23 protein-coding genes and 1 pseudogene are annotated in these 23,551 nt (G+C 62.4%); 8 read left to right on the forward strand and 16 right to left on the reverse strand.

Annotated features, from left to right (window positions below):
* Positions 1–9: 9 nt before the first annotated feature.
* The 12 genes from ACQ66J_RS08450 to cysG form a co-directional block, all read right to left on the reverse strand.
* Positions 10–612: a response regulator transcription factor gene (locus tag ACQ66J_RS08450; protein ID WP_430431257.1), complete on the reverse strand. Its 603-nt coding sequence runs from the start codon at positions 610–612 to the stop codon at positions 10–12.
* Entirely contained in the window at positions 609–1,787 is a 1,179-nt protein-coding gene (locus tag ACQ66J_RS08455; protein ID WP_430431258.1) for a sensor histidine kinase, read from the reverse strand. Before ACQ66J_RS08455 ends, ACQ66J_RS08450 begins: the two co-directional genes overlap by 4 nt.
* A 79-nt stretch (positions 1,788–1,866) precedes the next feature.
* Positions 1,867–2,595 (reverse strand): ABC transporter permease, encoded by a 729-nt coding sequence (locus ACQ66J_RS08460; RefSeq protein ID WP_430431259.1) that lies wholly within the window; start codon positions 2,593–2,595, stop codon positions 1,867–1,869.
* A 4-nt stretch (positions 2,596–2,599) separates the two neighbouring features.
* Positions 2,600–3,514 (reverse strand): ABC transporter ATP-binding protein, encoded by a 915-nt coding sequence (locus tag ACQ66J_RS08465; protein ID WP_430431260.1) that lies wholly within the window; start codon positions 3,512–3,514, stop codon positions 2,600–2,602.
* 110 nt (positions 3,515–3,624) lie between these two features.
* On the reverse strand, positions 3,625–3,909 hold the full coding sequence (locus tag ACQ66J_RS08470; RefSeq protein ID WP_375547556.1) for a hypothetical protein: 285 nt from the start codon (positions 3,907–3,909) through the stop codon (positions 3,625–3,627).
* A 112-nt stretch (positions 3,910–4,021) separates the two neighbouring features.
* Complete coding sequence (locus ACQ66J_RS08475) at positions 4,022–5,002, reverse strand: NAD-dependent epimerase/dehydratase family protein (protein WP_430431261.1); 981 nt, start codon at positions 5,000–5,002, stop codon at positions 4,022–4,024.
* Positions 5,003–5,216: 214 nt separating this feature from the next.
* Positions 5,217–6,032 (reverse strand): ferredoxin--NADP reductase, encoded by an 816-nt coding sequence (locus ACQ66J_RS08480; RefSeq protein WP_430431262.1) that lies wholly within the window; start codon positions 6,030–6,032, stop codon positions 5,217–5,219.
* Positions 6,033–6,043: 11 nt separating this feature from the next.
* The gene (locus ACQ66J_RS08485) at positions 6,044–7,051 is read right to left on the reverse strand and encodes a cysteine synthase A (RefSeq protein WP_430431263.1); all 1,008 of its coding nucleotides are present in this window, start codon (positions 7,049–7,051) and stop codon (positions 6,044–6,046) included.
* A 25-nt stretch (positions 7,052–7,076) separates the two neighbouring features.
* Positions 7,077–8,177, reverse strand: coding sequence for a phosphoadenylyl-sulfate reductase (locus tag ACQ66J_RS08490; protein WP_430431264.1), 1,101 nt, complete (start codon positions 8,175–8,177; stop codon positions 7,077–7,079).
* The gene (locus ACQ66J_RS08495; RefSeq protein WP_430431265.1) at positions 8,167–9,798 is read right to left on the reverse strand and encodes a nitrite/sulfite reductase; all 1,632 of its coding nucleotides are present in this window, start codon (positions 9,796–9,798) and stop codon (positions 8,167–8,169) included. Before ACQ66J_RS08495 ends, ACQ66J_RS08490 begins: the two co-directional genes overlap by 11 nt.
* A complete protein-coding gene (locus ACQ66J_RS08500) occupies positions 9,791–10,093 on the reverse strand; it encodes a DUF2849 domain-containing protein (RefSeq protein ID WP_430431266.1) in 303 nt (100 codons plus the stop codon). Before ACQ66J_RS08500 ends, ACQ66J_RS08495 begins: the two co-directional genes overlap by 8 nt.
* Positions 10,090–11,490 (reverse strand): siroheme synthase CysG, encoded by a 1,401-nt coding sequence (cysG, locus tag ACQ66J_RS08505; RefSeq protein ID WP_430431267.1) that lies wholly within the window; start codon positions 11,488–11,490, stop codon positions 10,090–10,092. The genes ACQ66J_RS08500 and cysG overlap by 4 nt, the downstream gene beginning before the upstream one ends.
* A 107-nt stretch (positions 11,491–11,597) precedes the next feature.
* Here cysG and ACQ66J_RS08510 point away from each other — a divergent pair, with 107 nt between their 5' ends.
* Positions 11,598–12,464, forward strand: a complete 867-nt coding sequence (locus tag ACQ66J_RS08510) for a LysR family transcriptional regulator (protein WP_430431268.1) — start codon at positions 11,598–11,600, stop codon at positions 12,462–12,464.
* Here the strand turns inward: ACQ66J_RS08510 and ACQ66J_RS08515 are convergent, their stop codons facing one another.
* From ACQ66J_RS08515 to ACQ66J_RS08530, 4 genes are all read right to left on the reverse strand, one after another.
* Positions 12,465–13,397 (reverse strand): ABC transporter substrate-binding protein, encoded by a 933-nt coding sequence (locus ACQ66J_RS08515; RefSeq protein WP_430431269.1) that lies wholly within the window; start codon positions 13,395–13,397, stop codon positions 12,465–12,467.
* 10 nt (positions 13,398–13,407) lie between these two features.
* Positions 13,408–15,531 carry a sugar phosphate nucleotidyltransferase gene (locus tag ACQ66J_RS08520; protein WP_430431270.1) on the reverse strand — a complete coding sequence of 708 codons (2,124 nt, stop codon included), beginning with the start codon at positions 15,529–15,531 and terminating at the stop codon, positions 13,408–13,410.
* A gap of 141 nt (positions 15,532–15,672) precedes the next feature.
* Positions 15,673–17,409: a SulP family inorganic anion transporter gene (locus tag ACQ66J_RS08525; RefSeq protein WP_430431271.1), complete on the reverse strand. Its 1,737-nt coding sequence runs from the start codon at positions 17,407–17,409 to the stop codon at positions 15,673–15,675.
* Positions 17,410–17,594: 185 nt separating this feature from the next.
* Positions 17,595–18,356 (reverse strand): NAD-dependent epimerase/dehydratase family protein, encoded by a 762-nt coding sequence (locus ACQ66J_RS08530; protein WP_430431272.1) that lies wholly within the window; start codon positions 18,354–18,356, stop codon positions 17,595–17,597.
* Between the two features lie 146 nt (positions 18,357–18,502).
* On the opposite strand from ACQ66J_RS08530, the gene ACQ66J_RS08535 reads away from it, so the two are divergent.
* From ACQ66J_RS08535 to ACQ66J_RS08565, 7 genes and pseudogenes are all read left to right on the forward strand, one after another.
* The gene (locus tag ACQ66J_RS08535; protein WP_430431273.1) at positions 18,503–18,763 is read left to right on the forward strand and encodes a spike base protein, RCAP_Rcc01079 family; all 261 of its coding nucleotides are present in this window, start codon (positions 18,503–18,505) and stop codon (positions 18,761–18,763) included.
* Complete coding sequence (locus tag ACQ66J_RS08540; protein ID WP_430431274.1) at positions 18,763–19,914, forward strand: phage head spike fiber domain-containing protein; 1,152 nt, start codon at positions 18,763–18,765, stop codon at positions 19,912–19,914. The genes ACQ66J_RS08535 and ACQ66J_RS08540 overlap by 1 nt, the downstream gene beginning before the upstream one ends.
* Positions 19,915–20,087: 173 nt before the next feature.
* Positions 20,088–20,867: pseudogene (locus ACQ66J_RS08545) on the forward strand (GDP-L-fucose synthase family protein); the annotation flags it as partial.
* A 339-nt stretch (positions 20,868–21,206) separates the two neighbouring features.
* Positions 21,207–21,380 carry a hypothetical protein gene (locus ACQ66J_RS08550; RefSeq protein ID WP_430431275.1) on the forward strand — a complete coding sequence of 58 codons (174 nt, stop codon included), beginning with the start codon at positions 21,207–21,209 and terminating at the stop codon, positions 21,378–21,380.
* On the forward strand, positions 21,373–21,834 hold the full coding sequence (locus ACQ66J_RS08555; protein ID WP_430431276.1) for a hypothetical protein: 462 nt from the start codon (positions 21,373–21,375) through the stop codon (positions 21,832–21,834). Before ACQ66J_RS08550 ends, ACQ66J_RS08555 begins: the two co-directional genes overlap by 8 nt.
* A complete protein-coding gene (locus ACQ66J_RS08560) occupies positions 21,831–23,150 on the forward strand; it encodes a relaxase/mobilization nuclease domain-containing protein (protein ID WP_430431277.1) in 1,320 nt (439 codons plus the stop codon). Before ACQ66J_RS08555 ends, ACQ66J_RS08560 begins: the two co-directional genes overlap by 4 nt.
* A gap of 73 nt (positions 23,151–23,223) precedes the next feature.
* A complete protein-coding gene (locus tag ACQ66J_RS08565) occupies positions 23,224–23,532 on the forward strand; it encodes a hypothetical protein (RefSeq protein WP_430431278.1) in 309 nt (102 codons plus the stop codon).
* Positions 23,533–23,551: the final 19 nt, after the last annotated feature.

Consider the following 23,551-nt stretch of genomic DNA (forward strand, 5'->3'; position numbering starts at 1 on the left):
CGCTGAGGGTTAGAGCCAACCGTTTTCGCGGGCGACCTGAAACGCCTCGATGCGGTTGGCTGCTCCCAGCTTTTGAGTGGCGTCGGCGAGATAGTTCCGCACCGTGCCAGGCGACAGGCTGAGCGTGCGGGCGATCTCCTTGTTGGACTTGCCCTCTTCCACCAGTTTGAGAATGTCGCGCTCACGCGCGGTCAGCATGACCGGCGCGCTCCAGGCGCTTTCCGCCAGCTCCGCAGCGATGGCGCGTTGACCCTGCGCCACCCGGCGCACGGCGTTCGCCAATTCCTCGCTGGGGGCGTCTTTGAGCACATAGCCCAGCACGCCCGCCTGCAGCGCCCGCTGAAGATAGCCGGGGCGGGCGAAGGTCGTGACGATCAGGACACGGGTCTCGCTGCCCGTCTGGCGCAAGGCTTCGGACGCCTCGATCCCGGTCAGGCCCGGCATTTCAATATCGGTGACCAGAACATCGGGTTTGAGGTCCTTCACAAGGCGCACAGCCTCCTCGCCATCCTGGGCCTGCGCCAGCAGCTCGATATCAGGTTCGAGCGTCAGAAGGGCGGCCAGCGCGCCCCGCAGCAGCGACTGGTCTTCAGCAATGACAATGGAAATCATGAGACTTGCTCCAGGCTCTGTTGGCCGGGTTTGGCGGGGGGCAGGCTGAGGGTGACGCGCACGCCTGTTTCCCGGCTTTCGATCGCCATCTCTCCTCCCAGAGATTCAATACGCCGGCGCATGCCGTCCAGACCGGTTCCGGCATGAAGCTCGCCGCCACAGCCGTCATCCTCAATGATCAGCGCGCCTTCCGGCGCAAAACGAATACGGGCGCTCCGGGCGCCGGAATGGCGAATGATGTTGGTGATCGCCTCACGCAAAGCCAGGCCCAGCGTGGAATGGGCGGCCTGGTCAAGTTCGGGCGGCTCGCCCTCGACGCTTAACCGGATCTCGGCGGCGGCGAGCGCGGATCGGGCGCGCGCCAGTTCTTGATGAACGGTGGTGACATGCATGCCCGCCACCGCAGCGCGCACGTCCTTGAGGGTGATGCGGGCGGCGTCGCGGATTTCGATGATCTCGGTTTTCGCCCGGTCGGCATCAGCATCCAGAAGGCGCGCGGCCAATTCCGATTTGACGGCGATTGTCGTCAGCGTGTGGCCCAACAGATCGTGCAGATCCTGTGCAATCCGTTCGCGTTCACGCAGCGCCGCCAGTTCGGCCTCCATGCGCAGATTGCGCTCGCGTGTGGAGACCCGTGCGGCCGATTCATAGCCGGCCAGCGTCGCCATGCCCGCCATTACGGCGATGAATTGCGACAGCACCATCTCAAAGATCGTGACGTCCAGGAGCCAGGAGGCGCACAGATAGAAGGCGCTCGCGCCGGCCATGACCAACAGGGCGGTTCTCTGCGGTCTCAGACCGGCCAGAAGGGTGATGGCGAAAATATGAAAATTGCCGCTCATCCCGACCACAGGGATCAGCGCCAGCGACAGGAAGGACGCGTAGCCGGCGGCCAGTAGAATGCGGTGGGGTTTGACGCCATTGCGATAGGGATCGCCGGCATTGGCGTACAAATAGACAGGAATGAAACTGCCCACGGCCGCAAAACTGATCAGAGCATCGCGCAGACCCGGCAGCTGGAAAAACCAGGGTGTGAAATAGAAAACCAGATAGATCAGATAGAAGGCCGGGCTTTCAGACAAGCCGCGCACGCGGCCCGTCCATTTGGGCCGTCCATCACGGGATGCCGCGCCAGCGGACGCTTTATCGGGTTTGCAAGTCGGTTCTGACGCCATGATAAACGCGTTTCCTGTCAGCAAGCGGCGGAGCCGGATCAGGTTCACCCTGCCCAGCTTCGCTCCTCAGAGCCAGTCTTTAGCGTTGGCGCGCCCAGGCCAGAAGCGCCAGGCCCGCTGCGATGACGGTGATCACCAGCGTTGCGAGGATATGGCCCAGCATGTCTTTGTCTCCGGCGGCTCCGCTGATCGCCAGCGCAATTTCAGCGAGGTGAAAGCTCGGCAGGACTTGGGCGATCTGCCCCATGATGCGCGGGAAGATGCTGACCGGCATCCACAAACCCCCAAGCACCGCCATCCCCAGATAGAGGATGTTGGCGACCGCGACGGCGGCGTTGGCCCCGAACACGAAGCCCAAAGCCAGCCCTATCAGGACAAAGGGAATGGCGGAGAGCACATGAACCAGCAACAGGCCGAGCCAGACCGCAGGGGGCAGGCTGACATCGGCGGCGAACGCGGCCACGGTGTAGATCGCAGCCAGCGATACGCTGGCGATCAGGATGGTTGCGGTGGTTTTCGCCACCAGCAAAGCGGATGCCGGCGCCGGCACTGCGCGCTTCAGCGTCAGCCAGCCCCGCTCGCGCTCCTGCGCCACGCCGGCGCCAAAGCCGAACAGAGCCGGCCCCATCACCGCAAAGACGCCAAAGGTCGAGAGCAGGTAGGGCGCGTTGTCGCGACTGCCGGGGATGATCACGCCAAACAGGGTGAAGAACATCACCGGCAGGATCAGCGTGGGGATCGCAAACTCGGGCATGCGCGAGAGTTTGAGGACTTCAGCCTTGATTTCAGCCAGATATGCATTCGCCATCAGATCAGGCTCCCTCTGGTTCAGATTGGCCCGTCAGCGCTTCGAAGGCGTCTTCCAGGGTGGGTTGAGCGACGCTGAGATCACTCAGCGCCGGATCCGCGTTCAACAGCGCTTTGAGGAAGGCGACCGACTCGCTCACTTGCAGGCGGACCTTTCGTCCTGATCGGGTCATCGCGATGAGCCCGGGCAAGGCGTTGAGCGCCTCATCCGACAGGCTGGTGACGCAGCTGATCACCGCGCCGCCCATGCGGGTGCGCAGACCATCCGCCGTGTCGTCAGCGATGATGCGTCCGCTTTGCAAAACAACCACCCGGTCAGCCAAAGCGTCCGCTTCTTCCAGATAATGCGTGGTCAGCACCACCAGGGTTCCCTGCGCCGCCACGTCGCGCACGATGGCCCACAGGGCGCGGCGGGCCTCGATGTCGAGCCCTGTGGTGGGTTCGTCCAGAAACAACAGGTCCGGTTGGCCCACCAGAGACAGCGCAAACTGGATGCGTCGTTTCTGACCGCCAGACAGCTGGCCGTAGCGCCGCTTGATGAAATCGGTCAGCGCGCAGCGCTCGATCAGGGCGTCGAGATTCGCCGGGTTCGGGTAATAGCTGGCGAACAGCTCTAGCAATTCACGCCCGGTCAGAGTGTGCGCCAGGTCTGTGTCCTGCATCATAACGCCGATCCGCGTCTTGATGGCGTGATCCCCGGGCTTGGCGCCAAACACGTGCAGGGCGCCCGAGCTGGGGCGAACCAGGCCAAGCGCGGTTTGCACAAACGTGGTCTTGCCGGCGCCGTTTGGCCCCAACAGCGCCAGAACGCCGGCGCCGGATACGCTCATGTCCACCGCATCAAGCGCCGTCTTGCGGCCATAGCGCCGGGTCAGCGCGCTCGCCTGTATGACAGGCGCAATGTCAGAGGATGAAGTCATAGGCTCTCACAGCTCGGTTCAGTTGAAACCAAACTCTGTCAGGCCAAGGCAAGAGATAGGAGTGACGCGCGTCATTCGACGCAGGTGACAGATGTCACCTTTTTCGGGGCTCAACCAAAAAGATGGATCGCGCCGCCCACCATCGCGCCCCAGAAGGCGCCGCAAGTGAAGACCAGAAAAGCGAGGGTGCGTCGCGGGCTCCAACGGTTTTCAACCACGGGGTCAGCGAACGCGGTTTCCAGGCGTTCCTGCAGGGCGTGCGCCGGAGAGGGGATGGCGTAAGCCGCAGACGGATCAGCTTTCGGAAACGGAGGAACAACGCCCTGAACAACGCTCTCCGAAGATTCGGCAGGGGCGGGTCCGGCGTGCGATTCAGTCTTGCGGTGTGCCTGCATGACGTTCCTCCATGATTATCGAAGGTAGTCGAAAAAGCTGAACAAAGCCCCAACCAGCGTTGTAAACAAAGTATTAACAAGCTCTAAATCATGAACGCTTAATTAAGCAAGATTAGGCTGAGCGCCCTTTATAGGACCGCCACCAGGCCACATACCGTTGCAAGCCTTCGGTGAGCATGATCTTGGGTTTATAGCCGATTTTCGCGTTCAGCCGGCTGATGTCGGCATAGGTGGCTGTCACGTCGCCTGGTTGCATGGGGCGCATGATTTTGTCCGCTCTCATGCCCAGAGCCTCCTCAAGGGAGGCGATCATATCCATCAATCCCACGGGCTGGCTGTCGCCGATATTGTAGATTTCGTGCGCGCCGCGCGTGGGCGGCTCATCCAGAACGCCGATCACGCCGTCAATGATATCATCAATATAGGTGAAATCTCGGGCCATCTGGCCCTGGCCATAGACCTCGATCGGTTCGCCGCGGGCGATCATCTCGGTGAATTTGTAATAGGCCATGTCCGGGCGGCCCCAGGGGCCGTAAACGGTGAAAAACCGCAAGCCCGTTTGCGGAAAGCCGTAAAGATGGGCGTAGCTCTGGCTGATCAGCTCGCAGGACTGCTTGGTCGCGGCATAGAGCGAAACCGGTGAGATGGTGGGATCGCTTTCCTTGAAGCCTTCGCCGGTCAGGGGCCGGTCGCCATAAACCGAGCTGGATGAGGCGTAGACCAGATGCTCGACTTCGTTATGGCGCGCCGCCTCCAGCACGGACAGGTGTCCGGCGAGGTTTGAGCGCTCATAGGCGAAGGGATTGTCGATGGAATACCGGACTCCGGCCTGGGCGGCGAGATGGACGATCCGCTTGGCGCCGGAGCGCGCGACCAGCGCATTGAGCGCGTCGTGGTCTGCAATGTCGGCGCGGACCAGCTCAAAACCCTTGTGCGCGCTCAGCCGGGCAGCGCGCGCCTCTTTCAGGGCGGGGTCGTAATAAGTGTTGAACCCGTCAATTCCGATGACAGTTTCACCACGCGCCAGCAGACGCTCCGCCGTATGCATGCCAATGAAACCGGCGGCGCCGGTGACGATCACAGGCGAGGTCATGCCTGCAGTCTCCCTCCCCGTCGCGGGACGCCGAGGGGCGCGCGAACGGCGTTATGAACCTCATCGTCTGCGTCAGGTCAGAACCTGGACGACCGAAGCCGATCAAGTTGCGCAGAGATGATCAGCCGTTCGAAAAGACGACTGATTCCTGGCTCGACCATGCCCCAAGCCGTCCCCAGCGTCCATATCTGGTCGCTGCGCGCGCAGGCGTTGCTTAAACGCCCTCGCCGGCGAACGCTTTCTCGACGACGAAATCGCCCGGCTTGGCGTTCGAGCCTTCTTCAAAGCCGCGTGCTTCCAGCATGGTTTTGAGCTCGTCCAGCATGGCCATGGAGCCGCAGATCATGACGCGGTCCGTTTCGGGATTGAGGGCGGGACGATCGATCCGCTCAAACAGTTCGCCGGTCTCGATCAGCGTGGTGATGCGCCCTGTGCGCGGCCCGTCCTCGCGGGTGACGCTGTCAAAATAGATTAGCCGCCCCGCCGCGGCCTCGCCCACCAGCGGATCGCTCTTGAGCGCTTCCACAAGGCCGCGCGAATAAGTCAGCTCGGCGCTGGTGCGGCAGGTATGGGTGAAGACCACCTCGTCAAACTGCTCATAGACGCCAGGCTCTCGGATCAGGCTCGCAAACGGTGCGGCGCCGGTGCCGGTGGACAGCATATAGAGCCGCTTTCCGGGCTTGAGCGCGTCAGTCACCAGCGTGCCGGTGGGCTTGCGGCCGACCAGCACCCGGTCTCCGGGCTGGATATGGCGCAGGCGCGAAGTCAGCGCGCCGTTCTCCACCTTGATGGAGTAAAATTCCAAGGTGTCGTCCCAGCTCGGGCTGGCGACGGAATAGGCGCGCAGAACCGGTTTCTTGTCGCCTTCCAGACCGATCATCAGGAACTCGCCTGGCCGGAATCTCAAGGTCGCGGGCCGCGCCGTGCGAAAGCGAAACAGATCATCGGTGAAATGCTCCACCTCTGTGACTTTGCAGGCGAAGAAGGCGCCTTGGTCAATCACGTCAGCGTCTTGGGCGGTATCAAGCATATCAGTCTCCGTCAGGCGCTGAGGTTTGCGCTGGCGTCCGGTTCCGTCCAGGGCGGAACCGGCAGCCCGCGGGCGCGCAGGAAGTCAGGGTTGAAGAGTTTGCCGGCGTAGCGCGCGCCGGAATCACACAAGAGCGTGACGATGGTCTTGCCTGGTCCGAGGTCTGTCGCGAGTTTCATCGCGCCCGCGATATTCACCCCGGCGGACCCGCCCAGCGACAAGCCCTCAGTCTGGATGAGATCAAACAGCAGGGGCAGGAAGTCAACGTCTTCGATACGATAGGCGTGGTCGACTTCCAGGCCTTCCAGTTGGCCGGTGATCCGGCCCACGCCAATGCCTTCGGTGATCGAGCCGCCTTCAGATTTCAGTTCGCCTTGAGTGAACCACGAATAGAGTGCGCCGCCCGCAGGATCGGCGAGGCCGATTGACACGTCGGGCTTGGCCGCGCGCAGGGCATGTGCGATCCCGGCCAGCGATCCGCCGGTGCCGGCGGCGCAAATAAAGCCATCCACCTGACCGCCTGTCTGTTCAAGGATTTCGCGGCCGGTGGTGGCGGCATGGAAGGCCTTGTTGGCAGGATTATCGAACTGGTTCGCCCAGACAGCATTGGGCAGGCTGGCGGCGATCCGCCGCGAGGTATGGACGAAATGGTGCTCGCTGGAATAGGGGGCGGGATCGACTTCAATGATCTGCGCGCCGGCTGCGACCAGGGCTTCGCGTTTGCCGGCGCTTTGCCCGCGCGGCATCACGATCAGCGCCTTGTAACCCAGCGCGCCAGCGACCAGCGCCAGACCGATGCCGGTATTGCCCGCTGTGCCTTCGACGATGACGCCGCCGGGCCTGAGCGATCCGTCCGCTTCCGCCGCGCGGATCAGCCCAAGCGCTGTGCGATCCTTCACCGAGCCGCCGGGGTTGAGAAACTCGGCCTTGCCGAAAATCTCGCAGCCCGTGGCGTCGGACGCCGCTTTCAGGCGGATCAGCGGGGTGTCGCCGATCAGCTCCACAATCGGTGCGGTCATGATGGGTCCTCTTTGATCAGCCGCCTCAGATCAGGCGGACGGCGCCGGCGCGTTTGGCGCGCTCGGCGCGAACGGGATCAAAGATGCCGCACTCTTCGCGGTCCTGGCCAGCCCAGCGGCCATCACGAGAGCCGGGCGCGTCAGAGGGCGCGGTGCAGGGCCAGCACCCGATGGACGCGTAACCGTCTTCCGCCAGCGGGTGGCGCGGCAGGTCGAGCGCCTTGTAGCGAGCCGAAACCGCTTCGGGGCTCAGGAAAGCGAAGGGGTTGATCTTCACCCGCTCGCCGTCAAATTCCACCGCCGGAATGTCGCCGCGCTGGCCGCCATGATAGCGCTTGCGGCCCGTGATCAGGGCGTCATACGGGTCGAGCGCCCGGCCCAGCGGCCGCACTTTGCGCAGATCACAACAGGCCTGTCCGTCACGGTCATACAGCGTCTCGTCAGGGTCCTGGGCGCGCACCTCGTCTTCATCGGGCGTCAGCACATGCAGATTGGACAATCCCAGATGCTCGACCAGACGGTCGCGATAGCGCAGCGTCTGGGGAAAGTGCAGGCCGGTGTCCAGAAACAGGATCGGCGTGCCTGAGGCGATCTGCGCCACCAGCGCCAGCCCCAGCGCGGCCTCAGCGCCAAACGAGGACAGCATGGCCATGCGTCCGCCATAAATCTCGGCGGCGCGCGTCAGAATGGTCTCAGGCGAGGCGCCGTCCAACTCTTGCGCCAGGGCTTCAGCCTGCGCCTTGCGCGCGGCCAAAGCCCGGATGTGCAGAGCGGTCGGGCGCGCCGTCACAGCGCCGGGGTCAGGTTGGTAGATATAGGGGGCGCCGCCCGTATTGCGGTTCCGCGTCGGGCCGTCGGGACGTTCGATATCTACTGCGTCAAAGCCCATCCGCAACAAATCGTCCACCTGATCGGGTAGAACAGGTCCCGTTGCCCGCAGCTCGCCCTCAAATCCTGAGCGACGCAGCAGAGCGGCGAGCGAAAAGCCGCGCCCATCCTTGAAGCTCGGGAACCGGATCACGACGCGCTCGGCGCCTGAAATGACGGTTTGAGCTTCAGCCAGCGACGTGTCGCCTGCAAGTTCCACGGGTTGGGTTTCGACCCGGGCGAGAGCATCACGCGCCATAAACGGCCTCCTTGAAGGGTTCTGTTCCCAGCCGGTTGAGGGTCTGGATGAAGGTTTCCTGGGCTTGGGCGTGCTCGGCATAGACGCGCACGCAGGCGATGACGGCGGTGACGGCGTCGTCCGCCGACAGGCCCGGGCCGAGGATCTTGCCGATAGCGGCCTGACCGTCGCCGACGCCCCCAAGGGTCAGCTGATAGACCTCCACGCCCGCCTTATCGACGCCCAGAAGGCCGATATTGGCCACGTGGTGATGGCCGCAGGCATTGATGCAGCCTGAAATCTTGATGGTCAGATCGCCGGTGGCGTCATCCAGTCCCGCGGCGTGCAAACCGGTCGAGATGGCTTGCGCGATAGGAATGGAGCGGGCGTTGGCGAGATTGCAGTAATCAAGCCCCGGGCAGGCGACAATGTCGCTGGCGCGGCCCGCATTCGGCGTGGCGAGCCCGGCTTCGTCCAGCAAGGCGAAGACACTGCCCAGCGCCGCCTTGTCCACATGGGGCAGAACCAGATTCTGCTCCTTGCTGACCCGGATCTCGCTCAGGGCGAAGCGGTCGGCGATGTCGGCGATCAGGTCCATCTGATCCGCGCTGGCGTCGCCGGGCGTGGCGCCTGGCGCCTTGAGCGGGATGACCACGATGGCGCGGTTTTTCACCTTGTGCGACTTCACATTCACCGCGCGCCAGCGGGCGAAGGCGGAGCCTGTGGGGGTGTTGGTCAGCGCGTCGCCTTCAGTGGGCGGGGCGAAATATCCGCTGACGCGCTCGATCTCTTCCACCGGCAGGGTCAGGGCGCGGCCGCGGCTCGCGGCGTATTCAGCCTCCACCGCCTCGCGGAAGGCGTCCGGGCCCATGGCGTCCACCAGGATCTTGATGCGCGCCTTGTACATATTGTCTCGGCGGCCTTCGAGATTATAAACGCGCAGGATCGAGGTCAGATAGGCGAGCAGTTCGCGCTGGGGCAAGAAATCACGGATGATTTTCGCCACTACAGGCGTGCGGCCCTGACCGCCGCCCACATGCACTTCAAAGCCTGTCTCGCCAGCCTCGTTGAGCACCAGGCGCAAGCCGATATCGTGCACGCCGATGGCGGCGCGATCCTCGGGGGAGCCAGTGACCGCGATCTTGAACTTGCGCGGCAGCCAGGTGAATTCAGGGTGAGTGGTGGACCATTGCCGGATCAGCTCGCACCAGGGGCGCGGATCAGCGATTTCATCCGCGGCAGCGCCCGCGAACGGGTCGGTGGTGGTGTTGCGGATGGTGTTGCCCGAGGTCTGGATGGCGTGCATCTGCACCCCCGCCAGATGATCGAGCACGTCAGGAATATCGACCAGAGCGGGCCAGTTATACTGGATGTTTTGCCGGGTGGTGAAATGGCCATAGCCGCGGTCATAAGTGCGCGCCACATAGGCGAGCGAGCGCAATTGCTCTGACGACAGAACGCCATAGGGGATGGCGACCCGCAGCATGTAAGCGTGCAGCTGCAGATAGACGCCGTTCATCAGGCGCAGCGGTTTGAACTCGTCTTCGCTCAGCGCGCCCGACAGGCGGGCATGAACCTGCTCGCGAAACTCTGCGGTGCGCGCATCAAGGACGGCGCGGTCAATCTCGTCATATTTATACAAGCTGGCCTCCCGTGCTCGAGGCCAGCTTGGTGGAGCCCGCGCTGGGGCCGGACAGGCGAATGGTCTCGCGCACATGCTTGCGGCCTGCTGGCGCAAAGCCGTCCACCTCAGCATCAATGTCGATGGCGTAGGGGCCGACCACGAGCAGGATATCGCGCAGGGCGACATTAAGCGCGGCTTCGACCTCATCATCTTTCAGACGGGTGGCCTCATCGGCGTTTTCGGTCCAGTGGTTTTCAGGCGTGAGATAGACCACACGGCCATCGGTGAGGCGGTTTGCTGTGATGGTTTTCATGCGGCGTGCTCCAGCGCTTTCTGGCTCAGGCTTGCGAGATGCTCAGGCGCATAGGCGACCACGTCACCGATCACGAGGACCGCGGGACCGCTGAGCTTTTCATGCGAGATGGTGTGCGCCAGCGCGTCGAGCGTGGTGAAAACCCGGCGTTCGGTGTTCAGGCTGGCGTTCTCGATGATCCCCACAGGCGTCGCGGGTGAGCGGCCGGCCTCCACCAGACGGCGCGACAAGGTCGCGGCCACCGCGACGCCCATATAGACGACGAGGGTGTGAGTGGCGGCGGCGAGCGCGGTGTAATCAAGATCGGGTCCGCCAAGCTTCGGTCGTCCCGTCACAAAGGTCACAGCCTGGGCGGCGTCGCGATGGGTCAGCGGGATCTGCGCTTGCGCGCCTGCGGCCAGGGCCGCGGAGATGCCCGGCGTCACATGGACTTCGATGCCCGCGCCGCGGACGGCGTCAACTTCCTCGCCGCCGCGCCCGAAAATGAAGCTGTCCCCGCCTTTCAGGCGCACGACCCGGCGGCCCAGCCTGGCCTGCTCGATCAGGATTTCGCAAATGCGCTCCTGCGGCACCGGATGGTCGCCCTGGCGCTTGCCCACATCAATGCGATGGGCGTCGCGGCGCGCGCGGTCGATGATCTCAGGCGATACCAGCCGATCATGGACGATCACATCGGCGTCCCGGATCAGACGCGCGGCCTTCACGGTGAGAAGTTCAGGATCGCCGGGACCAGCGCCCACCAGATGCACCACGCCTTTGGGGGTGGGCGCATCATCTCTCAGGGCGTCCAGAAGCGCATGGCGCACGCCGTCTTCATCCCCCGCATCGGCGAGCTGGGCCGCCGGGCCTCGCAAGGCGCGCTCCCAGTATTTGCGGCGGGCGTCCACGCTCGGGAAAACGTCTGAAACGCGTTGGCGCAGCCCCTTGGCGGTTTGCGCCAGCAGGCCCACGCCCGGCGCGATCACGCTTTCCAGCGCGCTGCGCAGATCGCGGACCAGAACAGGCCCGGCGCCGCCTGAAGACAAGGCGATGGTGATGGCGCCGCGATCAATCAGGGCGGGGGTGTAGAAATCGCACAGCGGCAGATTGTCGACCACATTGACGAGGGCGCCGGCCTTGCGAGCTTTATTCGCCAACTTCACCGCGCGCTTCTCGTCCTCGACTCCGATGAAGACAAGCCGGGCGCCCTTGAAGACGTCATGAGGCCGCGCCCGCGTGTCGATGCGGGTGTTCGGGTTTAGATCCGACGGCAGGGCCGGTGACACGCCCAGCGTGCACCAGATCAGCTCGCACGGCGCCGTGCGAAACAGGCGCAGCTTGTTCAGCGCGGGTTCGCCGGAACCCAGCACCACCACACGGGCGCCGGAAAGGGGGATGGCGGGCAGGAACTGGTCCATAGACAGAGGCCTCTTATCAATCGGCCCCGACTGTCGCCATCATGAGAGCTTTTTACAAATCAGTATTTTTGCGTCATATAGAAAGAAATTCTTTGTAATGGTGATGTGTGGCCGGTCTCGCTCCTCTCAACGCCCTGCGCGCTTTTGAAGCCGCCGCCCGTCAGGGCGGGTTTGTCGGCGCCGCGGAAGAACTGAACGTCACGCCCGCCGCCGTCGGCCAGCAAGTGCGCCAGCTGGAAGCGCTGATAGGCGCGCCCTTGTTTGAGCGCGAAGGCCGCAAGCTCGTTCTGACCGAGCGCGGAGCGGCGGCGCTGGAGCCTTTACGGCGCGGGTTCGAGCTGATGGGGGAGGCGAGCGCGGCCTTGCGGGCCGCCCAGGCGACGCCAACCCTCACGCTGGCGGCGGATCACGATATCATGACCGCCTGGCTCAGCCGGGATTTGCCAGGCGTCGACGTCGCGATCCGTTTGGTGGCGTCAGGCGAGGACGCAGACCTGACTTTCACACGCTCCAGCGTCGCCGCAGCGCCTGCGGGCGCCCAACGTGTCATGGATGACGTGCTAACTCCGTTGGCGCGACCAGGGCTGATGCCGCCGGATGCCGGATTGGGCGTGCTCGAAACCTTGCCGCTGATCGAAGATAGCCGTAGCGGGCTGAGCTGGGCGGACTGGCTGAGTGTGCGGGGCGGGTATGGGCTTGAGGCGCAAGCGCGTTTGAAAGTCAGCGAGTCTCAGACCGCGCTGGCGTTGGCGGAACAGGGTGGGGGGATTGTGCTGGGGCGCAAGCCTTTGGCTTATGACGCCATCCGGGACGGTCGTCTGGCGCCAGTGTTCGCCAATGGGGACCAGCCCAGCGATCAGGCGTATTTCCTTCACTATGCCGCCGGGCGATCGCCGTCCGCCGCGGCAACGCGCATCGCTCAGCATCTCAAGGCCTGCGCGGCGGCGCGTCAGGATCTCGCTGGCGAGCTGTGATCAGCTTGCCAGAACGGACAGCGGGTGAACGGGTCCCATTTCCGGCTCGATATCGGATGCGGGATGAACGTCAGGCCATAGCCAATGGGCCAGCGCTTCCAGGCTGTCGACGATGCGCGGGCTGGAGCGGCTGAACAGGCGGTTGCCGTCAAATACGGTCAACTGACAGCCCTGAGCCTCCAGCTGGCGCAATGCCGTAATGGCGTCCGGATCGCCTGCCATGTCTTCCAGAGTACGCGAGGTGGGGAAGCCGCAGGGCGCAATCACCAGCCGCTCAGGATTAAGCGTCAGAACCTCCGCCCAGCTGGTGGTCCAGCTCGGGCGATCAGCGGTATTGCCCGCATCCTCGCCACCCGCCAGCGTGATCAGCTCATGCATCCAGTGGCCGCCAATGAAAGGCGGGCTGGTCCAGTCCAGAAGCACGGTGCGCGGCCGTGGGCCGGGCAGGGCGTTTGTACGCTCGGCGACAGCATCAATCCGGGCCTGGAGACTTGTTCGAAGGGTTGTGGCGCGATCACTCACCCCGGCCGCCTCACCGATCATCGTAATCGTTTCAAGGATGTCGCCCAGCGAATAGGGCTCGAGATTGACGAGTGTCGGCTGCGGGCTGAGCTGGCTCAGAACCGTGCTGACCTCGGCGCCCGAGACCGCGCAGACATCACACAGCGCCTGACTGATCACAAGATCTGGCTTGAGCGCGGCCAGCGCTTGCGCGTCCAGGGCATAGATTGCGTCCTGGCCCTTGAGCTTGGCGCGCACGGCATCGTCAATCTCACGCGCGGTTTGCGCTTCGAACAGCGCGCTGGTCAAGGACGGCAAGTCTTGAACTTGAGGCGGCCAGTCGCAGCAATGGGAGACCGCGACCAGATCCTCGGTCAGACCCAGGGCGGCGACGATCTCGGTCGAGCTGGCGAGCAGGGAGGCGATACGCATTCAGCAGAGTCTAACGGTCAGAGGTCGGGCGTGCGACGAAGGGCGCGATGCCGGTCATCAGATGATAGATCATGCTGGCGGGCACATGTGTGACCGCGGGTTCGAAATCCTGATCCAACCGATCCACCCAGCCATGGGCGGGGCCTGGGTTGAGGAAACGGTCATGAATCTCGTCGATCATCGCTTTCACCGGCGCCTGGGGTGAACCCAGGGTGATATAGGTGCGGAGGCGTTCAAGCTGCGGCCACAACCGATAGCCGGCGTCGCCATTTCCCAGCACGTTCAGCGCCATGCCGTCTCGGATGCCATGGCTTTCAGTGAAGGCGTGAATCCGGCGCACCCAGCTGCCGCAATCGCGGCCCACAAGGCGGTCGGTCTCGCTCAACAGATAGATCCATTCATAGCAATGGCCCGGTTCGATCCGGTCATCGCGAATGCGCGTCCAGTCCGGACCGAAACGCTCGAGAACAGCGCCGGTTTCAGGCGCGAACATGAAGCGCTCGAACAGAGTGGCGATGGTCTGGATGCGGTCAGCGGAAGCTTGATCGCCCATGACTTCGTAATAGCGCAGGCTGGCTTCCAGAAGGTGCATGTGCGGATTGGACAGTTTGCCGCCGCCGCCTGTCTCGTGATCCACCCAGCCGCCATAAATGTCGTCAGCGAACAAGTCGTCGATGAGGGCGAAGGCTTCTTCCGCCAGCGCCTGCCCGCGCGCATCGCCCAAAGCGGCCAGTTCCGCGCCCGCCAGCGCCACAAAGGCATGATCGTAAAAGTCACGGCGGGGATCATTGATCTGACCTTGCCCGTCAAAGCCATGGGCCCAACCGCCCTGAGGCGCGCGCGCCGGGCCGTTCAGAAACTCGATGGCCGCTTCGATGACGGCGTCGGCGGAACCGTCAGGGTTCCAGCCCAATTGCTTGGCACGTGCGAAGCTGAATAATTGCCGGGGCGCGACCCGTCCGCGACGAGGCATGCCGCTTGCGGCCTCACCGGCCATGTCGAGGCCTTCAACAAAGCCGCCGGTTTTTGGGTCGATCGCCCGCGCGGCCCAGCCCGGCATGACGGTGTTCCACAGCCAATCGCCCAGGCGCTGGCGTTGGTCGGCGCGCAAAAGGGTTTGACCCAGAGTCTGGATGGCGGACACGGCCGGTTTGATCCCGGCGGCGCCGTCCAGGCTCGACACTAGCACGGCGTCGCGTGTGGCGATCACGGATATGGCGTCCAGGCCGTGCACGGCCACTTTGGGGCCAGAGGACTGGATGAACACCCGCTCGGCGCCGGGCGCCACCACGGCGCCGCGCAACACCACCGGGTCATGGCTCGCTTCGGCGTGCAGGGCGTGCACGGCGCGAAAATCACCCACATCGCTCCACCCCATGGAGACAGGCAGGACGGAGATATTGTTGGCGGTCTCCATGACCGCATAGTCGATGGATTCAGAGCGGCATCTGGAAAACGCGGTGCGATCCAGCTGGCCGTCCTCGGTCAGGGCGGCCTGCACGCTTTCCAGAATGTCGGGCGCATGAGCGGCCAGCGCCTCGCGCATCACCCGCGCGGTGAACATGAAGATGCCGGCGTTCCAGTAAAAGCGCCCGGTTTCGATATAGGTGCGCGCGGTCTCGACATCAGGCTTCTCAACGAAGCGCGCCACGGGCTTGGCGGCGCTGTCAGCGGGCAAGGCCTCGATATAGCCATAGCCGGTGGCGGGAAAGTCAGGCTTGATCCCGAAGGTGACGATCTGTCCTTCGCAGGCGGCGGGCTGAGCGTTGCGGATGGTGCGATGAAACGCAGCCACATCCTTGATGTGGTGGTCCGCCGGCAGGATGAGCAGGATTTCGTCAGGATCGGCCAGCAAGGTCGCCGCGGCGATGGCGGGGGCGGAATTGCGGCCCATGGGTTCGAGCACAAGGCGAACGCCGGGCAGTTCTTGCTGCAACGCATCACGGTGGCGGCTGGAGCCAATCGCCATGGCCGGGCCGAACAGGCCGTCATTGCTGACCCGCGCCAGGGTTTCCGCGACCATGGATTGCGGGCCGGTCAAAGGCAGGAATTGCTTGGGGGTGCGGGGCGTGGACAGGGGCCAAAGACGAGTGCCGCCGCCGCCGCACAATATGACGGGCGTGACTTTGGTCATGTTCGCTCTCCCCCGGATGGTCAATCCCGCGCCTGAACGCAGCCCAGCTATCGCAGTTGGACACACGCCTTGCAATCATTTGTTTGCAGAGCTTTGTCAGCAATCATCTGCAGCCAGGCTCAGGTGTAAGGGCGCCGTCGCTCAGTCGGGCTCGTGCTCGGATAAGTCATCGCTGAGCGCTGCCCAGGCATCGTGCTGGGACAGGAAAACCTCACCCGTCAGGCTGTCGAGAAAATGCGTGCCCTTGAGCTTGTCCATCACAGGGCCCTTAACCTCTGACAAATGTAGGCGAACACCCATCTCCGACAGTTGCGTGTTGAGCGTTTCCAGCGTCTCCAGCGCCGAATAATCCACCTCGTTCACCGCCGAGCACATCAGCACCACATCCCGGATCGTGTTGGCGTCTCGGCTGAGCCGGTTGAGGATCATGTCCTCAAGGAAGTTGGCGTTGGCGAAGTACAGGCTCTCATCAATGCGCAGCGTCAAGAGAGAGGGTGTGGTCTCCACATTGTGGCGATGGATGTTGCGAAAATGCTGGGTGCCCGGCACGCGTCCCACTTCAGCGATATGAGGTTTGAAGGTCTTGGTGATGTGCAACAGGACCGACAACACCACGCCAGACGCCACGCCCACCTCCACGCCCAGTGACAAGGTCAGCAAGATGGTGGCGAACACGGCGATGAAATCGGAGGTGGAATAGCGCCAGGTCGATTTCAGGATCGAGAAGTTCACCAGGCTGAGCACCGCGACGATAATGGTCGCCGCCAGGGTCGCCTTGGGTAGGAAATAGATCAGCGGGGTCAGCGAGATGGCGGCGAGCGCCAGGCCGATGGCGGTGAAGGCCCCGGCGGCGGGCGTTTGCGCCCCGGCGTCGAAATTGACCACTGACCGTGCAAACCCGCCCGTGACGGGATACCCGCCGGTGAACGCTGCGCCCAGATTGGCGGCGCCCAATCCGATCAGCTCCTGATCGTGATCAATGCGCTGGCGCTTTTTCGCGGCGAGGGTTTTGGCCACAGAGACCGATTCCACAAAACCGATGATCGAGATCAGCACGGCGGGAATGAACAGAGCGCGCATCAGCTCCGGTGAAAAATCTGGCGCCGTCAGGGGCGGCAGGCTCTGGGGCACGGCGCCCACCAGCGCGACGCCGCGCGCTTCCAGATCAAACCCCCAGGCGAGGGCGGTGGTCGCGGCCACCGCCACCACAGGCCCGGCCTTGGATATGAAATCGGCCAGTCGCGTATTCAGTCCGAGCCGGGTCAGTAGAGGCTTCAAGCCTGAGCGCACCCCGAACAGGGCGGCGATCACACCAAATCCAATGGCGGCCGTTAGCACATGAATATCGCCGGCATGGGTGACGAGCGAGAGGATCATCTCGATTAGCGTATGGCCGTCGGCCGGCACGCCCAACACATGCTTGAGCTGGCTTGCGGCGATCAGAACGCCGGAGGCGGTGATGAAGCCCGCGATGACGGGATGGCTGAGAAAGTTCGCCAGGAACCCCAGCCTGAATAGGCCGAGCATCACCAGAAATCCGCCTGAGAGGAAGGCGAGCGTCAGCGCCGCCGCGGCGTAACTGGCGGTTCCGGCTTCGGCCACCTGTCCAATGGTGGAGGCGGTCAGCAAAGACACTACGGCGACGGGTCCCACCGCCAGCGCCCGGCTGGTGCCGAACAGGGCGTATAAAAGGATGGGAACGATCGAGGCGTAGATCCCAGCCTCAGGCGGCAGGCCCGCCAGAAGCGCATACGCCAGTGACTGCGGGATCAGCATCAAGGTGACGATCACCGCCGCTGTCAGATCATGCCCCAGCGCGCGCCTGTCATAGGTGCGGCCCCAGTCAAAGATCGGAAAATAGCGTTTGAAGTCGGCCATGAGCCAGGATCGCCTTTCAACGGTGTTCGCAGGCCTCCAAAAAAATAGAGCTCGCCTGACATCGCGGCCTGCTGGTGCAGTATCGGTCCGTCTGAAGACTATGTCAGCCTGTAATCCCCTGAAATATAAACGCCAGCATACGGCTTCGTGTCGCCTGAGGCGGCGCAGCCAAGGAGCGCGAATAGTCAATCATGCGAGACGCCCCATCGGGGCGCATGAAACGCCCAGGCGTGTTCAATGATGGTTCTGGCGTCCGAATAGGCGGGCGCAAAGTCGAGCAGGTCTCGCGCCAATCGGGTGTCTGAGACCAGTTGCGCGGCGTCTCCGGCCCTGCGGGGAGAGATCGTATGGGGAACCGGCCGCCCAGTGACGCTCTCGACGGCGTCGAGGATTTCTTTCACGGAAATCCCTGTTCCTGTGCCCAGATTGCAGGCAAACGATGCAGAGCCCTCCCGCAAGCGATCAAGCGCCCTGAGATGGGCTTGGGCGAGATCCATCACATGGATGAAATCGCGGACGCAGGTGCCATCGGGCGTAAGCTCGACCACATGCTTCGTCTGGCCATAGACGTTGACCGGCGTGCGGGGCTCATCCTCTGTGATGGGCAGTGATTGCGGCTCGCCATAGACGGCGCAGGTCGAAGAGAAGACCAGGTGTCGAACGTTCGAGCGCTCCATCGCATTGAGCAGCGACACGACTCCGGCGACGTTATTGTCCCAGAATGCCAGAGGCTCACGCTGGCCTTCGCCCACTTCAATGTTCGCGGCGAAATGCATGACAGCGTCTATGTCATGCTCTGTAAGGGCTTCAGAGACGGCGCCGACATCGCGCACATCTTGTTCAACCAGAGGCCCCCATTGCACGGCATGGCGATGGCCCCTCGACTGATTGCACAGATCTGCGAGAACACTGTTTTCGTCTCGGCGACCAGCCGTGCAGCGCAGCATGGCCTATCCCCGGGCGGCGTCGGGCGTGCAGAGGCGAAGCCTTTCTGTTTACGGCGGACTTTCGCCTGACAAGACTTTTTCGGCCGGATTTCTCCCCCGGTGGTGCGCAGGGCTTAGCCTTGGCGCACCTTCAACAGGAGACCCACATGACCGATTTTCACGACCGCGCGTCCGGGCTCGACAGCCCGCCCATCGGGCTTTTCAACATCGTCCCGGACGAGAGTGCGGACCTGCCCCAATCCATCCGCGGCTTGATGGTCACGACGGGCGGCGACGTCGCACTGGTGACGCTGTCCGGGGCCAGCGGGGTTCTGCCCAGCCTGGCGCCGGGGGTGCAATATGCGATCCGCGCGCGCGCCGTGCGCGCTACTGGCACCACGGCGACCGGCCTTGTGGGGCTGGTCTGATGGGCGCGCTGGGTCTGGGGCTGTCCGCCCGTAATCAAACGCGCCCGGTCCGGGCGCGCACCCAGGCGGACTTCCTGCGCCGGGCCTATCGCCTGAACGGGCGTTGGGTCAATGAGGCGGAGTTCTTTCAGGCCGGGACCGTGTCCGGCGCGGGCGGTTCGACCCGTCGGGGCGGGCGGCTGACGCCAGCCGATGCGCCCCGGGTCGGCGACACAGGCCTGCTGATAGAGGATCCACGCACCAACTGGGTGACCGCCTATGCCGCGCCTGTGGATCTGGCCAGGGTCAGCTTGCGCATTGCGGGCGGCTCCGGCCCCGCTGCCCTGACGCTGGAAGAGGACGGGGCGGCCCTTGAGGCGGCGGGGCTGGATGCGATCACCGGCGGGCGCGCCTACAAGCTCGACAATCGGGCGGGAACGACCCCGGCCCGCCTCCAGATCCAGGGCGCCTCACCCGACGACCAGCCGCTGGCCTTGTCCGCCTATGTGAGGGGCGGGGCGGGGCGGTTGCGCACGGCCTTTACCGATCTTCAGACCGGCGGCTTCACCGCGTCCGAGGGGTATCGGCGCGTCACCGCCTTGCAGTCAGATGGCCTCGCTGCGGGCGCACGGTCGACCAATGATTTGTTATGGGTGGAGGCCGCCCCCGGCGAGGCGGTGTGGGTGGCGTGCCCGCAACTGGAGACCGGCGACTGGGCCAGCAGCTATATCCCCACCGATGGCGCTGCGGGGGTGCGGACGCGCGATCAGATCAGCTTTCCCAGGGCTGCGCTGGGTCTGAATCTCGACGAAGGGTCTTTGCGGGTTGAGCTGGGCGAACATCGGCGCGGCCGCGTCGCCGCCCGCATCATCGGCACGGACGGCCCCAATGGCGCTTCCCTGCTGAACTTCGTCGGCAATAGCGACACCCAGATCGGCACGTATAATGGGGAGAGTGTTTTAATCAGCTACACGACATTAGATACGGTAAGAGAGCCGTTTGTGTGTATGTTGAGCTGGGGGTTACACGGTCAAAAATTATCAGTAGGGGATGGCGTGAGTTCAGAAAGTAGTGAGCCTGTAGCCATATTCAGTAGAATTTATATTGCTCAGAATAAAGATGGAGACAGTGGTGCTTTTAACATGATGGTTAGGAATTTCGACATAAAATAGTTTTTCAACAAATTAAGAATATTATCAACAATTTAGCGCGCCTTATTAAAGATTCGTGCATATATTGTAAATTGTTAAAATGATTACTATATTTTATTTATATTATTTAGGATTATGTATATTTTCATAAATCTAAATAAATGCTGCGTTTTGATTGATTAAAAAATAGTGCTCGGCCTGACGCCGTTTTCGTGCCGGCCGCGAAAGTCGGCGGCATCCTGGCCAATGACACATATCCAGCCGACTTCCTCTACGACAATCTGATGATTGCAGCGAACTGCATTCACGCCGCGCATGAGGTTGGCGTCGAGAAGCTCCTTTTTCTGGGCTCGTCGTGCATTTACCCCAAATTTGCAGAGCAGCCGATCACCGAAAGCGCGCTGCTGACGGGTGCGCTTGAGCCCACAAACGAATGGTACGCCATCGCCAAGATCGCGGGCATCAAACTGTGCCAGGCCTATCGAAAGCAGCATGGCGCGGACTTCATCTCGGCCATGCCCACCAATCTTTACGGGCCGGGCGACAATTACGACCTCAAGGCCTCCCACGTCATCCCCGCCCTGATCCGCAAGGCGCATGACGCCAAACTGGCGGGCGCCGACAGCATTGAGATCTGGGGGACGGGCGAACCGCGCCGCGAATTTCTGCATGCGGACGATTGCGCTGACGCCCTGGTTCATTTGATGAAGGTCTATTCCAGCGACGAACACGTAAATGTGGGCTCGGGCGAGGATTTGCCGATCCGGGAGCTGGCTGAAAAGATCATGGACGTGGTGGGGTTCGAGGGAACTTTGACGCATGACCTCTCCAAACCGGACGGCACGCCGCGCAAGCTGATGAGCGCGGACAAGCTGCGCAGTCTGGGCTGGTCGCCCTCCATCTCGCTGGTGGACGGTCTCAAGGATGCCTATGTATGGTATCTAGACCATCAAAAAGACGCTCGAGGCGTCTGATCCTGGCGATGACAGGCGAATAGACGCGTCAGCCTCGCACCGTATTCCTCGCACGGTGTTGTTGATCGTGCGCATCGCCAAGGCGCGTTCGCAGCGTCTCCGAGGATCGACTGAATGGGCAAGAGACGTCATGGGGAAAAGGGCGCGCCTGAGCGGGCCAACTTCGAACCCGCAGGGTTCGCTAGGGCGACCGCCCGCCCGAAGCGTGAGCGAGGATCGACTGAGCGGACGCGAAAGAGAATAAGAAAAGTTGGCGCGCCTTAGCGGGCCAACTTCAAACCGCAGGGTTCGCAAGGGCGACCGCCCGTCCGCAGCTTTAGCGAGAATGTCTTTGAAAAAATGGCGCGCGTAAGCGTAGCAGATTCGAACCGCCTTTTCGCTGAACTTTCTGACTGGAATGAAATTCTCAAGGACGTTTCGGTCGATAATCTGGCCGAATTCGATGATCCTGCGAATGATCAGCCTGATGCCGACGAGGCCTTAAAAGAGGTGCTTGGAGGCGGTCATGACTGATCGCCCGACAAAGCGCCAGGCCCCTTTCTCGCTGCGCCTTTCATTTGAAGAGCGCGCAAACCTGGAACGGCTCGCAGCTGGTGAGAGCCTTTCATCCTTCATCAAGCGCCACGTATTCACCGAGGAAGGCCGGAGGAATGCTGCGCCGCCAACCAAACGCGGCAAAGCACCGGTGAAGGATCACATCCTGCTTGGGCAGGTCCTTGCTGCGCTTGGTCGCTCACGGCTTTCGCAGAACCTCAATCAACTCGCGAAAGCTGTGAACACCGGCAACCTGCCTCTCGCCTATGACGTGGAGCGCGATCTCAGACAGGCCTGCGGTGACGTGCAGGCCATGCGATCAATCCTGATGCGTGCGCTCGGCATGAAAACCGACGATGACGCAACGAGCCGTGAATCAGCGTCGCAGAGCTTCATGCGTTCGACACTCGATACGCGGGAGCTGCGGCCATGATCCTGAAAGGTTCACAGCGAGGCGGTGCGATCCAGCTGGCCACTCATCTGCTCAAAGCTGAGAATGAACATGTCGAAATCCATCAGATGCGTGGGTTTGTTTCGGATGATCTGCATGGAGCATTCAACGAAGCTCATGCGATCGCCAAGGGCACCAGGTGTCAGCAATTTCTATTCTCGCTGAGCCTCAACCCACCGCCCAGTGAGCGTGTTTCAACGCAAGCATTCGAGCGTGCAGCTGATGCAGCTGAAGAGCGCCTTGGGCTTGAAGGCCAGCCTCGTGCGCTCGTTTTTCATGAAAAAGAAGGCCGTCGTCACGCCCATGTTGTCTGGTCAAGAATTGATTCTGAGACCATGCGCGCGATCAACCTGCCGCACTACAAGCGTAAGCTCACAGAGCTATCGAAGGAATTATATCTCGAACACGGGTGGGATTTGCCGGACGGCTTACGCAACCGGCATATGCGGGACCCGTTGAGCTTCAGTCAGGACGAATGGCAACAGGCCATGCGGGCTGGCCGTGATCCACGAGAAGTTAAGCAGGTTTTCAAGCAGGCCTGGAAAAGGTCGGATAGTGCAAAAGCGTTTGGCGCTGCACTCATGGAAAACGGATTTGTGGTCGCACGCGGTGATCGGCGTGGGCATGTTGCAATCGATTACACGGGCGAAATCTATTCGATTGCCAAATATGCCGATGTGCGTGCGAAAGAGGTTCGCAAGCGACTGGGTGATCCGGCACAACTGAATAGCGTTGAAGATACCAAGGCGGCACTTCGTGACCGCCTTACGCCACGCCTGAAAGAATTCTCAGACCGGATGCAGGAGAAGCAGACCGATGAGCGCCGTCCGCTTAAAGATGAGGCCAGGCAACTGGCAAAAGCCCAAAAGCGAGAGCGTGAACGGCTTCAGGTCCAACAGGAGAAGCGATGGGAAAAGGAAGCTGCTGAGCGACAGGCCCGCTACCGGTCCGGCCTCAAAGGTCTGTTTGATCTCGTCACCGGAAAAGCAAAAGCGGTCCGAAATGCAAACGCTATCGAGGCATGGGAAGCCCTTAAGCGCGATCAGCTTCAGAAAGACCGGCTGATCCTGGATCAGCTGAAGGAACGTCAGGTGCTTCAGAGCCGGGTTGTCGAACTGCGCAAGGCCCAGATCATTGAGAGAACCAAGCTGGATCGAATGATCGGTCAGGTTCTTGGCATGAAGGGGCATTCGGAAATGACTCAGGCTGAAAGGAACCGCGAGCGCCTGAAGGAATATCTGGACTCCAATCAAAGACAAAAGCCCAAAACGCCTACTGACCGGGATATGGAGCGATAGGCCACCACGCTGGCGTGTGCTATAGCCCTAGACGCCGTTGCCCCATGCGGGCGCTGATCTTGGGAGCTACCTCATGAGCAAGTCTCCTCCTCCGACCAAGAAGGAGCTCGATGAGCTTAATGCCCAGATAAACAAGCTTAGAGCGCCAAAACCGCCGCACATGGCACCTGCTCCAGGCGGCTCCATGCGAAGGCAAGCGACCCAGGTGCAAAACGCAGAGACGCGCAAGCACTTGCAGAAGTTGGAAGATCGGGCGGAAAAACTCCGTGACGCGTTGGGTATGCCGAAACCTAAGGCTCAACGAAATAGCAAATCAAAGCCTGAGCCGAAGGCTGATTTCAATCGGGCAAGCGGTGCGCGTCCGTACGATCGAGAAAGATAACAATAGATATAAGTGTCTG

The organism is Oceanicaulis sp., from assembly GCF_965284345.1.
GTDB lineage: Bacteria > Pseudomonadota > Alphaproteobacteria > Caulobacterales > Maricaulaceae > Oceanicaulis > Oceanicaulis alexandrii_A.